The sequence below is a fragment of the Micromonospora sp. NPDC049102 genome, from assembly GCF_043197485.1.
Classification (GTDB): Bacteria; Actinomycetota; Actinomycetes; order Mycobacteriales; family Micromonosporaceae; genus Micromonospora.
This window is the reverse complement of record NZ_JBICTE010000013.1, coordinates 40,228-54,772: the sequence shown is the minus strand read 5'-3', so window position 1 is coordinate 54,772 and position 14,545 is coordinate 40,228. Positions and strand designations below refer to the sequence as shown.

At 68.2% G+C, this 14,545-nt stretch carries 12 protein-coding genes; 8 read left to right on the top strand and 4 right to left on the bottom strand.

What is annotated here, in order from left to right; translation table 11 throughout:
* Nucleotides 1-223 precede the first annotated feature (223 nt).
* Nucleotides 224-568, bottom strand: coding sequence for a hypothetical protein (locus ACGFH9_RS15440; RefSeq protein ID WP_393219188.1), 345 nt, complete (start codon nt 566-568; stop codon nt 224-226).
* Here ACGFH9_RS15440 and ACGFH9_RS15435 point away from each other — a divergent pair.
* Together ACGFH9_RS15435 and ACGFH9_RS15430 are read left to right on the top strand one after the other, a co-directional pair.
* A complete protein-coding gene (locus ACGFH9_RS15435) occupies nt 549-3,953 on the top strand; it encodes an N-6 DNA methylase (protein WP_393219185.1) in 3,405 nt (1,134 codons plus the stop codon). The two genes, ACGFH9_RS15440 and ACGFH9_RS15435, sit on opposite strands and share 20 nt — an antisense overlap.
* Nucleotides 3,954-4,523: 570 nt before the next feature.
* Nucleotides 4,524-5,759 carry a hypothetical protein gene (locus ACGFH9_RS15430; RefSeq protein ID WP_393219183.1) on the top strand — a complete coding sequence of 412 codons (1,236 nt, stop codon included), beginning with the start codon at nt 4,524-4,526 and terminating at the stop codon, nt 5,757-5,759.
* A gap of 61 nt (nt 5,760-5,820) precedes the next feature.
* Here the strand turns inward: ACGFH9_RS15430 and ACGFH9_RS15425 are convergent, their stop codons facing one another.
* Nucleotides 5,821-6,591: a hypothetical protein gene (locus ACGFH9_RS15425; protein WP_393219180.1), complete on the bottom strand. Its 771-nt coding sequence runs from the start codon at nt 6,589-6,591 to the stop codon at nt 5,821-5,823.
* Complete coding sequence (locus tag ACGFH9_RS15420; RefSeq protein ID WP_393219177.1) at nt 6,578-7,090, bottom strand: RNA polymerase sigma factor; 513 nt, start codon at nt 7,088-7,090, stop codon at nt 6,578-6,580. The genes ACGFH9_RS15425 and ACGFH9_RS15420 overlap by 14 nt, the downstream gene beginning before the upstream one ends.
* Before the next feature lie 274 nt (nt 7,091-7,364).
* On the opposite strand from ACGFH9_RS15420, the gene ACGFH9_RS15415 reads away from it, so the two are divergent.
* The 4 genes from ACGFH9_RS15415 to ACGFH9_RS15400 all read left to right on the top strand — a co-directional run bounded on the left by ACGFH9_RS15415 (nt 7,365) and on the right by ACGFH9_RS15400 (nt 11,168).
* Nucleotides 7,365-7,841, top strand: coding sequence for a hypothetical protein (locus ACGFH9_RS15415; RefSeq protein ID WP_393219174.1), 477 nt, complete (start codon nt 7,365-7,367; stop codon nt 7,839-7,841).
* A gap of 27 nt (nt 7,842-7,868) precedes the next feature.
* Complete coding sequence (locus ACGFH9_RS15410; protein WP_393219171.1) at nt 7,869-9,683, top strand: glycoside hydrolase family 15 protein; 1,815 nt, start codon at nt 7,869-7,871, stop codon at nt 9,681-9,683.
* A gap of 109 nt (nt 9,684-9,792) precedes the next feature.
* Nucleotides 9,793-10,287, top strand: a complete 495-nt coding sequence (locus tag ACGFH9_RS15405) for a hypothetical protein (RefSeq protein WP_393219419.1) — start codon at nt 9,793-9,795, stop codon at nt 10,285-10,287.
* Between the two features lie 44 nt (nt 10,288-10,331).
* Nucleotides 10,332-11,168, top strand: coding sequence for an aldo/keto reductase (locus tag ACGFH9_RS15400; RefSeq protein WP_393219168.1), 837 nt, complete (start codon nt 10,332-10,334; stop codon nt 11,166-11,168).
* A gap of 122 nt (nt 11,169-11,290) precedes the next feature.
* Here ACGFH9_RS15400 and ACGFH9_RS15395 read toward each other — a convergent pair whose 3' ends face one another.
* Entirely contained in the window at nt 11,291-13,360 is a 2,070-nt protein-coding gene (locus tag ACGFH9_RS15395) for a phosphocholine-specific phospholipase C (RefSeq protein WP_393219166.1), read from the bottom strand.
* 117 nt (nt 13,361-13,477) lie between these two features.
* Here ACGFH9_RS15395 and ACGFH9_RS15390 point away from each other — a divergent pair, with 117 nt between their 5' ends.
* A complete protein-coding gene (locus tag ACGFH9_RS15390; protein ID WP_393219163.1) occupies nt 13,478-13,957 on the top strand; it encodes an SEC-C domain-containing protein in 480 nt (159 codons plus the stop codon).
* A gap of 71 nt (nt 13,958-14,028) precedes the next feature.
* Nucleotides 14,029-14,514: a DUF2231 domain-containing protein gene (locus ACGFH9_RS15385; protein WP_393219160.1), complete on the top strand. Its 486-nt coding sequence runs from the start codon at nt 14,029-14,031 to the stop codon at nt 14,512-14,514.
* Nucleotides 14,515-14,545: the final 31 nt, after the last annotated feature.

Below are 14,545 nucleotides of genomic sequence, written 5' to 3'. Positions count from 1 at the left end.
GAGCCATCAGTCGACGGCAGCGTGCACTCGCTCGTTCGGGATGACAGGTCTTGGTCGTCTGTATCCACGAAGGTGGCGAATGACGCTGCCCGACGAGCAATGCTGCGAGAGCCCTCGGAGCATGTGCAGTACCGCCCTATCGCCCGTCCACGCAGTGACGCTGTACTTACAGGTGGCGTAGTCCGCAGGAGCCAACGCGAAACCTTCCCCTTCCTACTGATGATCAAGAGCAAACGAGAGGAAGGGACTGCCGCCGCCGACAGCTCCTTCTGCAACATCTCGACGGTGTCCCACCCCGGTCGCGCTGCCGCGGCCCGAGCGCCCGCCGGCCGGCCGCGCGGTACTCCTCCCGGCTCTGCACGTCGTGGGCGAGGATCACGTGCCGGAACTCGTGGGCGAGGAACTGCTCGGTCCACGGCAGGTCGAGCCGCCGGCACACCCGCCGCCAGATCCGGATAGTCCGCATCCCCGGGTCGCGGGCGTTCGTGACCGACTGCAGGTGCAGGCCCTTGTCGGCGCGCAGCTCGGCAATGTTGCGCTGCTGGAACTTGTCCATCGCCTTGCGCACGCCGGCCTCGACCGGCTTCCAGGACGTCGCAGCTCTGCCAGAAGCTGTTGGCGAGGCGAGCCGCGGCGCGGGTGCTCCCTGCATGGTCGGTCGGAAGGGTGGACGTGACCTACCGGCGGACGGCGATGCTCGTGGCGGGCAGCACCACGTCAAGTCGCGGGATGACGCGACCGACGGTATCCGTCCACCGTCCATGCTCACCAACAAACCGTCACGTTCGGTGATTGTCGATAACCCGACAGTGGCTCACCTTCAGGTTCCGCAATATCCAAACTGGTTTATGGCCAGCTCGGACGGTACGCCCAACGGAAGCCGAAGCCGCCACAAGCCAGTCACGCCAGGGGTGGATGCAACCGGAGGCTTCCCCGCCTCGTTGCAGCCGCTGCTGGCGCGCATCGCAGATCGCCGCGCTGCGCGTAGCGAGGCAACCCTCCAGGCCGACATTCGACAGCTCCTGCTGGCCGGTGACTTCGGCCTGGTCGACAGCCATCTCGACGTCGAGCTTGAGGCTCCGGCCGGCCGTGGTCAGCGCATCGACATCGACATCGGCTTCACCGTCATCGAGGTGAAGAAGCAACTGCGCGCCGGGCGGACACTCCATGAGGCCGAGCGCCAACTCACGGGGTACGTCAGATCGCGAAGCCAGGAGACCGGGCAGCGGTATGTCGGCATCCTCACCGATGGCGCCACCTGGCGTGCGTATCAGATAAGAAGTGGCTCGCTGACCCTCGTCGACAGCCACACCGTTGCTGCCGCCCGCCCCGACGGACTGGCCCTGTTCTACTGGCTGGAAGGCGTCCTGGCGACGAGCCAGCGCGTCCCACCGACTCCGGGCGAGGTAGCTCGCCGCCTCGGCGCAGAGAGCACTTCCCACAAGCTCGACCTCGCGGCACTGGCCGCTCTCCACGAAGAGCACGCGCAGCTGCCGACCGTGAAGCTGAAGCGACAGCTATGGGCGGAGCTACTGGGAAGCGCGCTGGGCACGCAGTTTGTCAACGACCCGGGCCTCTTCGTGGAGCACACGCTGCTCATGAACAGCGCGCACATCATCGCGCACCTGGTCGTCGGCATCGACGTCATGAAGTTGCAGCCCGAGGGCCTGATCACCGGGCAGCGGTTTGACCAGGCCGGCATCCTCGGAGTGGTCGAGCACGACTTCTTCGGTTGGACCACGGAGGTGCCCGGCGGTCGCGAATTCATCCACGGCCTCGCCCGCCGACTCGCGCGGTTTGAATGGACAGGGGCCGACCACGACATCCTGAAGGTGCTGTACGAATCCATGATCGGCGCCGAGACACGGAAGCGAATGGGCGAGTACTATACGCCGGACTGGCTCGCCGAACATCTCGTCGAGACTGTCGTCACCGATCCGCTGCGGCAACGGGTGCTGGATCCGGCCTGCGGCTCCGGCACATTTCTCTTTCATGCCGTACGCCGCTATCTCGCGGCAGCCGAGGCGGCGGACGTGCCGATGGACGCTGCCCTGACGCAGCTCTCCCACCACGTGGTCGGCGTCGACCTGCATCCTGTGGCCGTGGCGCTCGCGCGAGTGACCTACCTGCTCGCGATCGGGCATGACCGCCTGACCGATGACCGGCGAGGGCCCATCACCATCCCCGTGTATCTCGGCGACAGCATGCAATGGCGGGAGCGGCTGGACCTCTTCACGGAGGACCACGTGCGGATCAGCGCCGGTCACAACGCGAGCCAGGTCGAGGACTGGTTACGGTTCCCGCAGCACCTGCTCGACGATCCCGGCCACTTCGACCGGATCGTCGCCACCCTCGCCAGTATGGCCGCGAAGCCGCGAGATCCGGACAACCCGCCCTCGCTGGAGGGGTTCTTCCATCGGATGGACATCGCGGCTGACGACCAGCCGATGATCCTCGATACCTTCGACGCGATGTGCCGGCTGCACGACGAAGGGCGCGACCACATCTGGAGCTACTACCTGCGCAACCTGGCCCGACCAGTCTGGCTGGCCAGGAAGAAGAGTCGGGTGGACATCCTCATCGGCAACCCGCCATGGCTGTCCTACCGTCACATGCCGCGGGAGATGCAGGCAAGCTTCAAGAAGTTCTCCCACGACCGCGGGCTGTGGCACGGCAGCAAGTTCGCAACGCACCAGGACCTCTCGACTCTCTTCGTCGCGAGAGCGGTCCAGCAGTACCTTCGAGACGGCGGTGCGTTCGCCTTCGTCCTGCCCAACTCGGTGCTCGACCGTGAATACTTCCAGGGCTTTCGTAGCGGGTGGTATGAGGATCCCGGCGAAATGACCGGGGTCGCCTTCACCGGCTCCTGGGACCTGCGGCGCCTCCGTCCCCATCCCTTTCCGCGGGGTGCCAGCGTCGTCTTCGGTGACCGGGCGACCCTGAGCACCTACCGACGGCTGCCGTCGGTAACCGAGCGGTGGACCGGACATCTGCTGGCGAGTGCCAAAGCATGGAAGTTAGTCGAACCCCTCATTACTCGAGAGCCAGCCCATTTGGTCCATGGCGAATCAGCCCTCGCCGAGTCACCGTACGGGCCGTGGTTCTCGCAAGGCGCCACGATCGTGCCGCGCATGCTGTTCTTCGTCGAAGCGGAGTCGGGAGGGCCACTCGGCCTCAGCGCCGGCAGTCGAGCCGTTCGCTCGGCGCGCAGCAGCCTCGAAAAGACACCGTGGAAGGGAATTCCCGCTCTCAAAGGCGTCGTGGAAAAGGAGTTCATCCGGCCGGTTCTGCTCGGCGAAAGCATCGTTCCGTACCGGATCCTGACCGCACGACAGGCTGTGCTGCCGCTTGATGGGTCCTACCTGATGACCGGCACGAACCACAGGCTCGACTACCACCCGGGCCTCGCCAACTGGTGGCGGCAGGCGGAAACCGTCTGGGAGAACCACCGCAGCAGCGACCGTCTCACCCTGGCGGAGCAGCTCGACTTTCGGCGCAAGCTCACCGCCCAGTTCCCCACGCCGCGACTGCGCTTGGTGTACGGCAAATCGGGCATGCACGTCGCTGCCGCCATCGTCGACGATCCGGCCGCGCTCATCGATCACAAGCTCTACTGGGGCCCGATCGCATCCCGGGACGAGGGCCTCTTCCTTTGCGCGATCTTGAACAGCTCGAAGCTGACCGAGCTTGTCCGGCCGATGATGTCCTACGGCAAGGACGAACGCGACGTCGACAAGCACCTGTGGAAGCTACCCATTCCCCTATACGATGCGGGAAACGCGATGCATCGACGTCTTGCGGAACTCGGCCGGGAACAACGCATGGCCGTTGCCGAGGGGCGCTTCGATGAGGGCATCAATTTCGTGACGATGCGCCGTCGAATCCGCGCTGAACTCGCCCGGCACCCGGCCGCCGCCGAAATCGACTCCATCGTCAGGGAGATGCTCGGGTGACGGACCCGGACGATCCGGAGCCGGAGTGGACCGGCTGGCTACTGGTAGTCAGACTCGGCGAGCCGGACCACGTTCCCGGGGACGACGGACACGCGCGGGATGACCGGTAGGCGGGTCACCGCCGCCGCGGGCTCCACCTCGACCTGACCCTGGGGGCGTACGCGCGGCTGTGGTCGGGGCCTGGCGGGCAGCGCCGACCACCGGGCCAGCAGAATCAGCCGGTTGCGGATCTGCGCAGGCGGCAGGTCTCAGCGCCTTCCCCGAGGCGGTGCCGGACGAGGTGCTGCGAATCCTCCGTTGGATACCGCGAACGTGACAAGCGGGGTCCTGTACTGGATCTCATCACAACCTACCCGAGGCCGAGCGGCGCACCAATCCGCTGTTGGCCGGAAGCCTTCGGGACGCTACTCGCCCGTCGATTCCGCCGGCGAAGGCAAACGCCCTCCCTGGGTGTCGCTCATAGGTATTGGCACAGTCTGTCTCTTGTACGGATCAGCCCGATCGGGACATCGAAATCCGTCTTCAATCAATAGGCTCCGAGCTTCTCAACTCGACATGAGGAGGGCTTGGATGTCCAAGAAGCGGGGGGCTGCCGTCCTAGCGGCGACCTTGATGGCAACGACTGCGATGTGGAGCAGTCCGGCGGCGGGCGATCCGCCCGAATTGACGAACCAGCAGATCGCGGCCATGTCACCTGAGGAGCAGGGCCTTCTGCTCCAACCGTTGCGCGACGTGGCGGATGCGGCCGCTGCGGTCGGAGCCGCGTCGCACAGCGAGGTCTTCTCCGGTCTCGAACTCGACGGAACGACGGGAACGGTCAAGGTCTATCTAACTGACCTCGGCGCGGCGAAGAAGTTCCTCGCCGCGGTGCGGAAGACCGACCCGACGATCGATGCCGACCGCATCGAACTGAAGCAGGGCGGTCATACCCTCACCGAGTTGAAGTCGGCGGGTGTGCGGCTCATCAACGAACAGCAACGTTCGGACCTGTCCATCGAGAGTGTGGCCGTCCCCGCCGACGGCAGTGGCCTGACGGTTCGCGCCCGGGATGTCGTACGCGCGGCAGAGGCGTTGACACCATCCGCTGTCGCCCGACGGACGATCGCCGATCTCGTCGGCGTTCCCACCGTCATCGAACCGGCTCCCGTGATGTTCGACGCTTCGCGGCTGCGCGACACACCACAGTGGATCTCTGGAGAGGCCATCAGCGCGGCCGGGACCAAGCAGGGCGATGTGTACGACTGCTCGTCCGGCCTGCCGGCCCGCCGCAACTCCGACGGGCGATCATTCCTCATAACTGCGGCCCACTGCTTCGCCAACGGTGTCACCATCTATACCGGTTGGCAGAACGGGGGACGCAGCAAGATCGGAGTTACCACCATCCGATCCGATTACTACGACGCGGTGGCAATCGACACCTCGTCGACCGGGACGACAGCGAGCCGGACCTGGGACGGAAAGTCGGGCAACTACACGGTCAACGACGTGACCAGTTCTGCTCTTTCCTACGCCGGAGACTGGGTCTGCCAGACGGGGTACGCCTCCGGTGTCGTGTGCGGCATCCAGGTGACCAAGAGCTGGCTCACCTGGGTGGGATCCAACGGGGTCACGCACGGCGGCGTCGAGGGCCAGCAACGCGACGGCCTCACGGCGATCCGACCTGGTGACAGCGGAGGACTTGTGTTCAACGTGAGTGCCAACGTTCGTCAGGCTCGTGGAATCATGAGCTATGGCGGCGGCACGATGGCGAGGTGGACGGAGGCGCCGGCCATCTTCAACATACTTGGAATGTCGCTCGCGCCCTGATCTCCGGCGTCGACACTTCCCCGCGTGGCCCTGAAGTCGGGCCGCGCGGGGAAGACGTCTTTCAGTCCGGCAACGCCGCTTTCATCACCAGCGAGGCGGCCGAGGGCGGGAGCGGAACATTGAGGAGAACCTCATCCCCGCGGTCTTCGACCGGGCCGATCACCACCGCGACCACGTAGAGTTCGGGGCTGGCCCAGATGTCGGGCCAGGTCAGGGACGGGCACAACATCTCTCGCGGGCCTAGCTGCAGTTCGTGAGGTTTGCCGGGGGCGAGATCGAATCCACCTCGGATCGGATCGATGCCCTGGGAACTGGGATCGCCCGGTTTGTTGACCATCGGCCCTCCGCCGACAATGACCCCGTCCTTCAGATAGAGCACCTGAAATAGCGATGGCGGACTGGAAGCCACATGGACCGCCCGTGTGGCGGCGAATGTCACCGTCATCGCTGGACCGGAGTCGGTTTTCACCCTGACGACTGAGGACACCTCTGCCGTAAGGAGGCCGCCCGGAGTGGGAACCACGTGGTCGTAGCGGTCGCCGCAGACGTACACCTCGGGCTCCTTCTCGGCAGTGGCGGTTGGCCCGGTGGGGGTCGACGGTCCCGGACTCGCGCCCGTGCCGATGGTCGGATCACCCTCGCCGACGATCCCGGCCGCAGCGACCGTCACCAGCGATATCACCATGACCGAAGCGACCCCGGCTCCGGCCGCCAGCAGCCCTCGCCGTCGCCGGACACGTGCGCGCACGCGATCAGTGGCGAACGACGGCGGATCGGCCTCGTCTGCCACGCTCGCCAGACGATCCCGCCAAAGACGATCATCGGACGGCACGGTCGTCCTCCCCTATGTCATCGTGCAGCAGCTTGGCCAGGCGACGTCTACCATCGTGCAGGTGGCGTTTAACCGTGCCGGCGCCGCAACCGAGTTGCGCGGCGATCTCTGGAATGGGCAGATCGACGTGGTAGTAGAGGACAACGCACGCACGTTGTTGTGGGGTGAGCGCCAAGAGCGCCGCCCGGAGGTCATGTCGGGCATCCGCAGCACGTGAGCCGTCCTCGACCCGGTCTGGTGCCAGCGCGAATGGCATCACGCGCCGCCAAGCGTCCCGCCGCCGGATCCGGTCGAGGTAGAGGTTGACGACGACCTTGCGAACGTACTGCTCAGAGCTGTCGACCTTGTCGCGCCGTGGCCGGTTGAATGCCCGCACCAACGCGTCCTGTACCAGGTCTTCGGCGTCGCCGTCATTGCCGCACAGCAGGTAGGCGTAGCGCTTCAGCGCCGCGCCTCTGGCGTTGACGAGATCCGCCAGCGCCTGCTCCCAAACTGCCACGACAGAGTCCCCTCGGTGTTGTCCTCACTATCTTGGACGAACGAGAGGCCGGTCCGGTTGGGGCACAGGCACCAGGCAGCAGCGGCGGTCGGGCCTGCGGCCGAACTCGTCAAGGGGCGTCCGGACGAGTAGGTGAACGCGACGGCCCGGGTGGCTTATGGTGATAAACCGGACCCCCGATGGGCGGGCTCCGGTCCGGGCCGTGGGATTCAGAAAGTTCAGCCGGAGGGTGGACCGATGACCGAGCACGCCCACGGCGTCGACGACTGCTGAGATGGACTGGGCCGGATGGGCGTTGTTCGGGTTGGTCGCCACCGCGCTGCTCACCGCGGCGATGATCACCGCGCAGCTTGCCGGCCTCACCCGGCTCGACCTGCCCCTGGTGCTCGGGACCTTCGTCACCGCCGATCCCGACCGGGCCCGGGCCGTCGGGTTCTTCCTGCACCTGTGCGTCGGTCAGGGGTTCGCCCTCGGGTACGCGGGCACGTTCGCACTGTTGTACCGCGCCACCTGGTGGATCGGAGCGCTGCTCGGGATCGTGCACGTCGGGATCGCCCTGACGGTGCTTCTGCCGCTGCTTCCTGGTGTCCACCCCCGCATGGCGTCGCAGCGGGCGGGACCGGCCAGCACGGCGGTGTTGGAGCCGCCCGGGCTGTTCGCCCTCAACTACGGTGTCCAGACTCCCCTGGTCACGGTTGTCGTCCACGTCGTCTACGGGGTCGCTCTCGGACTGCTGCTGCAGGCCAGGTGACCCGCCGGTCGTCGGGGAGCGGTCGCTGTGACTGGTGAGCGACCGATCAGCGACTACGGGCTGCTGGGCGACACGCGTACCGCCGCCCTGGTCGCGAGCGACGGCGCGATGGACTGGCTCTGCGTACCGCGATTCGACGGTGAGCCACTGTTCGGCCGGCTGGTCGGGGGTCTGGGCGCGGGGACGTTCCGGGTCGGTCCGGCCGGGCCGGCCACCGTCGTCGAACGGGGGTACCGGCAGCACACCGCCACCTTGCAGACCACGTGGGCGGTGGGTGACGGCCGCCTCCGCCTCACCGAGGCCATGGTGGCCGAGGTCAGCGGGCGTCTGTTCCCCGCGACACTAATCGTGCGACGGTTGTCGGCCGAGCAGGCAGCGGTCGAGGCCGTGGTGCAGTTCGATCCCCGCCTGGGCGTACGGCACCGCAGGCCACGGGTCCAGCACCGACGGCAGTCCCTGGTGTGTGAGTGGGGTGCGCTGGCGGTTGCGCTGGACAGCACGCCCGCGTTGAGGATCGAACCGGGCCGGCCCACGCCGGTCACGGTCCGGCCGGGTCGTCCGGTCACCCTCGTCCTGGCCGTGGCCTACCGCGAACCGGTGATCCACGTCGAGCCCACGGCCGCCTGGGACCTGCTCGTCGAGGACGAGGCCCGCTGGCGCGCCTGGACCGCGGAGATCGACGAGCGGGTGCCGTTCCGAGAGCACGTCGCACGCAGCCTGCTCACGATGCGGCTGCTCACCTACTCACCCTCGGGAGCGCCGGTGGCTGCGCCGACCACGTCGCTGCCCGAGGAGCCCGGCGGTGAACGTAACTGGGACTACCGCTACGTCTGGCCCCGCGACGCCAGCATCGGCATCAGCGCCTTCCTCAGCGTCGGCAAGGCCGACGAGGCCCAGGGCTTCCTCGCCTGGCTGTTACACGCCAGCCGGCTGCAACGGCCACGCCTGCCGGCGCTGCTCACCCTGCATGGCCGGCACGTACCGGCGGAGCGGGAACTTGCCGGTTGGCCCGGCTACCTCGACAGCCGTCCGGTACGCCTGGGCAACGCCGCCACCGGCCAGCACCAGCTCGACGGCTACGGCTGGGTGATCGACGCCGTCTGGGCGTTCGCCCAGGCCGGACACCGCCTGTACACCGAGACGTGGCGGGCGGTGCGCGGTTTCGCCGATGTGGTCGCCCGGTGTTGGCCGGAGCCCGACGCCGGCATCTGGGAGGTGCGGGAACCCGCCCAGCACGTCCACTCCAAGCTGATGGGCTGGCTCGCCCTGGACCGCGCTCTGGCCATCGCCGACACGCACCCCCTGCCGGACCGCCAACGTCGACGCTGGCAGCGATCCCGGGATGCCATCGCCGCCGAGGTCCGGACGCGTGGCTTCGACCTGACGACGGGCAGCTACGTGCGCACCTACGGCTCCCCGGACCTCGACGCGGCCCTGCTCGTCCTACCGCTGCTCGGCCTGGACCCGGCCGAGTCACCCCGGGTACGCGGCACCATCGACGCCATCCGGGACCGGCTGTCCGCCGGGGGTCCACTGCTCTACCGCTACCCGCCGGGGCGTGACGGCCTCCCCGGCGCCGAGGGCGCGTTCCTGCCCTGCTCGTTCTGGCTCGTCCAGGCCCTTGCCCGCACCGGGCGTCGCCGCGAGGCCGTCGAGCTGTTCCAGGCCATGGTCGACCACGCGAGTCCCCTCGGCCTGTACACCGAAGAGGTGGACCCGGCGACGGGCGCCCACCTCGGCAACTTTCCCCAGACGCTGACCCACGCCGCGCTCGTCCAGGCCGCGCTCGCCATCCGCGACGCCCCCGTTGGTGATCTGTCTGAGGGGAAGCTGCACGGCTAACGCAGCCGCACACCCGTGATACTGGGAGTTGGCCGGACTGACCAGAGGCAACCGGTTGGCGCATCGAGCCGCTTTCTCTTGCGTGAGGTTCGACAAGGAGCGCACCGTGATGGTTGACCTTCGCGCCGGGCTGGTGGCGACGATGCTCGTCGTCACGCTCGCTGGATGCTCCGACAACGCCCACACCGACGAGCCACCAGATCGGACCGTCAGCGCGAGGCCGACACCGGTCCAGACCGACAGAGACCCGATCGCGAAACGGTTCCCGCGCCTCGGCGACTTCGTCGAAGCCCACTGGCAGGCGGCAGCGGCCGGGGGCGAGAGCCGGGTCTCCGTACCGGGCCCGACCGACACACAGATCGAGGCACTGGTCGTGCTGCGACCCGACACCATCGCCACGATCCTCAAGGGCTACGAGTGGCAGCCCGCGCCACCCGGCTGGGAAGTGTCGCTGAGCGCCGAGCTGCGTCCGTTCCTGCCCACCGGTGGCACGTGGCAGGTCAGTGAGAAGTACGCCGAGGACGTGCGGACGGCACAGTACAACGGCACCGTCTACCTCGATGCCGGCAGCGGCACGGTCTTCCTACGGGTCATCGACAGTTGACGAGCCCACGGTGACGTGCCGATCGTGCGGGTAGGGTCCCGATCATGACCATCCCGCACCTGACCGCTGCCGACGGCACCGCCCTGCCCGCGATCGGGCTCGGCACCTACCAGCTCAACGGTTCGGCGGGGGCCGACGCGATCGGGCACGCGATCCGGGCCGGCTACCGGTTGCTCGACTCGGCGGTCAACTACGAGAACGAGGGCGCGGTGGGACGGGCGGCCCGGACGGCCGGCGACGTGCGCGACGAACTGGTCGTCACCTCGAAGCTGCCGGGGCGGCACCACGACTACGACGAGGCGCTGACCACCATCGAGGAGAGTGTCTTCCGCACCGGCCTCGACCGGATCGACCTGTACCTGATCCACTGGCCGAACCCCAAGGTCGACAGGTACGTGCAGGCGTGGCGGGCGCTGATCGAGGCGCGCGAGCGTGGTCTGGTGCGGCACATCGGGCTCTCCAACTTCCTGCCCGAGCACATCGACCGGCTGGTCGCCGAGACCGGGGTCGCCCCGGTGGTCAACCAGATCGAGGTGCACCCGTACTTCCCGCAGCAGGAGGCGCTGGACTACCACCGGGAGCACGGGATCGTGGTGCAGGGGTGGAGCCCGCTCGGCCACGGCAACGACCTGCGACAGCACCCGGTGATCACCGAGATCGCAGCCGCGCACGGCGTCAGCACCGCCCAGACGATCCTGGCCTGGCACGTGGCCCGCCAGGTGATCCCGCTGCCCAAGGCCGCGTCGCCGCAGCGGCAGGTCGAGAACCTGGCCGTCTTCGACCTCGCGCTCACCGACGCGCAGGTCGAGGCCATCACCGCGCTGGGCCGCCCGGACGGTCGCCTCTCAGATCAAGACCCGGCGGTGTACGAGGAGTTCTGAGCAGCCCACCTCCCCTGCGCCGATCTTGCACTTTCGGTGGCGGCATCTGAAACATCACCGCCAAAATCGACAACCGAAAGTGCAAGATCGGCGGGCTCAGGGTCGGACGGGCGCGGCGGGGTTCAGACCAGGCCGCCGAGGGTTGGGTCGCTGATGCTGTCCTTGCCGTTCTCGACGTGGCCGGCGCAGCGGTACGCGAAGTCGGCGTCACCCGCGACGGCGACCGTCAGGTCGTACCAGCCGTGGGTTCGGGCCAGCGGCCAGGTGGCGCGCTCGGTGTGACCGGGGCGCAGTGACAGCGTGACGGGCCGGGAGTGGTACCCGTCCCGGACGGTCACCTCGACCCGCTTCGGCCCACGGTTGGTCAGCGTGAGCCCCGTCTTGTCGCCCCGCTCGTCGAAGGAGGGCGTGATGTCGAGATCCGACCGGCCGCCGGCGAACCGCCGGAAGAAGCCGTTGGGCCCGTGCACCGACAGGTCGTACCCGGAGGAGGTTTTCCAGGTGTCGGCAAGGCGCTTGCCCGGCTCGACGGTGTAGCTGCGCGGCGCGTCCGTACTGCCGCCCTCGCGGACCTGGAGGACCGCGGTGGCCCCGCCGGTGTTGCGGAACTCCATCCGGAACTCCCCGTCGCCCCGCCGTCCGTCGGCGTGCAGGGCGTACGGGATCGCCCGGGCCGGGCGTACGCCGCGCTCCTGCTTCGGCAGCCGTTGATCGACCGGCGGCACGGGCACCTCGTCGGGGTGCCGGACCAGGTCGGCGGGCTTGAAGTCGTCGGTGTCCGGCAGCTTGACGTCGTGCGACCGGTTCGGGTGCCGGAAGTCGAAGGCCGTGGTCAGGTCACCGACGACCGCACGCCGCCACGGGGTGATGTTCTTCTCGATCAGGTCCGGCCGGCCGTGCCCGAACCGCGTCTCGAGAAACTTGATCAGCGAGGTGTGGTCGAAGACCTGCGAGTTGACGTAGCCGCCGCGGGTCCACGGCGAGACGATGATCATGGGTACGCGGATGCCGAGGCCGTACGGGCCGGCCGGGTGGTCCGCGTCGCCGGGGAAGATCTCGTTGGTGGTCGGCACGGTCGACTGTCCGTGCTCGCGCGTCTGTGGTGGCGTCGGCGGGACCACGTGGTCGAAGAAGCCGCCCTCCTCGTCGTACGTGATGAACAGCGCCATCTTGCTCCACACCTCGGGGTTGGCGGCGAGGATGTCGATGACCTGCGAGATGTACCAGGAGCCGTAGGCCGGCTCCCAGTTCGGGTGCTCGGTGTACGCCTCCGGCGCGGTGATCCAGGAGACCTGCGGCAGGCGTCCCGCCTCGACGTCGGCCCGGAAGTCGGCCAGCAGCGCCTTCGGGTCGCGGCCCTGGGTGCGGATCTCGGTGCCGGTCTTGGCCCGGTCCGCCAGCGGGGAGCCGGGCTGCGCGTTCTGGTACTGGTGGAAGTAGAGCAGCGAGTTGTCGCCGTAGTTGCCGATGTACGGGTCGTTCGTCCACCCCCAGGAGCCGGCGGCGTTCAGGCCGGTGCCGACGTCCTGGTAGATCTTCCAGGAGATGCCGTTGCGCTCCAGCCGCTCCGGGTACGTCGACCAGTCGTAGCCGGCCTCGGCGTTGGTGATGACCGGGCCGCCGCCCTTGCCGTCGTTGCCGACCCAGCCGCTCCACATGTGGTAGCGGTTCGGGTCGGTCGGCCCCATCAGCGAGCAGTGGTAGCTGTCGCAGACGGTGAACGCGTCGGCCAGCGCGTAGTGGTAGGGCAGGTCCTGCCGGGTGTGGTACGTCATCGACGTGACGCCCTTGTTCGGCACCCACCCGTCGAAACGGCCGTCGTTCCAGGCGGCGTGCCCGTCGTTCCAGCCGTGCGGAGGGTCCGGCAGGAAGGTCTGGCCAAGGTCCTTCACCTCGGGACGGAACGGCAGCAGCTCGTCGGCGCCGTCGGGCTGGTGCCACACGTCCCTACCCGACGGCAGTGTCGCCGGATGGGGGTCACCGAAACCGCGTACGCCGCGCATGGTGCCGAAGTAGTGGTCGAAGGAGCGGTTCTCCTGCATCAGGATGATCACGTGCTCGACGTCGTCGATCGAGCCGGTCCGGTTGTTCGCCGGGATGGCGAGCGCCTTGCTGAGGTCCAGCGGGAGCGCCGCGCCGATCGCGGGAACTCCCATCGCCTTGAGGAACGTACGCCGATCCACCGTGCCCATAACTCCGCCTTTGTGTGCTCTGGTCGAGAAACTGGCGACCGGACGCTATCGAGGGCGGGTTGACGGTAGATGACCATAATTGGGCCGGACGGGAGCCCTCCGACGTACCGTGAGATCGTGCCGTCGAGAGACGTACTCACCAAGGCTGACCTCGCCGAACTACGCCGCACGGCCCTCGGGACGGCCGACCCGCTCGGCGAGCGCGACACCACCGCCGATCCGGAGGTCGGTCCGCCGGACGCGCCCGGCGTGCTGTTCCTCCTGCTGCAACAACGCCACCGGGTACGACGGAACCCCAACCTGCCGCACGACCGGCAGGACGACCTGGCCGACCGGCTGGAGAACCAACTCGTCCGCCAGGCCTCGGAGCGCCAGGGTGGCACGTCGGATCTGCTCCTCTGGCCCCGGGACGAGTTCGACCGTCTGCTCGCCGCGCATCCCGAGCTGACCGACGCCGCGATCCGGGCCGGCTACGCGGCCGAGGTGTCGGCGCGGCCCGCCGCCCGGGTGCCCTGGCCGCCCGAGCGCAACGACGCGTGCTGGTGCGGATCGGGCCTGAAGTACAAGAAGGACTGCCTGCCACGGTCGCGGAGCTGAGCGGCGACTCCGCTACCGATAGCCTCCATGCCTGGATCACCGAGATCCGCCATGGCCGGAGGAGTCGCCGAATGTTCGAAGAGTTCCAGGGCATCCCCGCCCATCCGCTCGTGCTGCACGCCGCTGTCGTGTTCGTGCCGCTGCTGGCGCTGCTGGCGCTCGCGTACGCGCTCGTCGCGCCGATCCGGCCGCACACGCGCTGGGTGCTGGGTCTGCTCGCGGTGGGCGCGCCGATCTGCGCGCTGCTGGCGAAGCTCACCGGGGACGCCTTCTTCGAGCGGTTGCGCTCGGCGAACCGGGTCACGCCGGAGTTCGTCCCCAAGCTGGAGGCGCACCAGGACTTCGGCGACATGACCCTGTACGCGGCGATCGCGCTGGGTGTCGTGGCGCTGGCCCTGGTCCGCTTCGTCCCGCCGCGTGCCGCCGAGGGCGTACCCGCCAGTCGGGCGGTGACCGTGGCGTTGCAGGTGCTGACGGTGGTGGCCGCCGCCGTCGCCGTGTACTACGTGGTCCGCACCGGCGACTCGGGCGCGAAGGTCGTCTGGGAAGGTCAGTGACGTCAGCGGGGGCGCGGTCCGACCGGAGTCG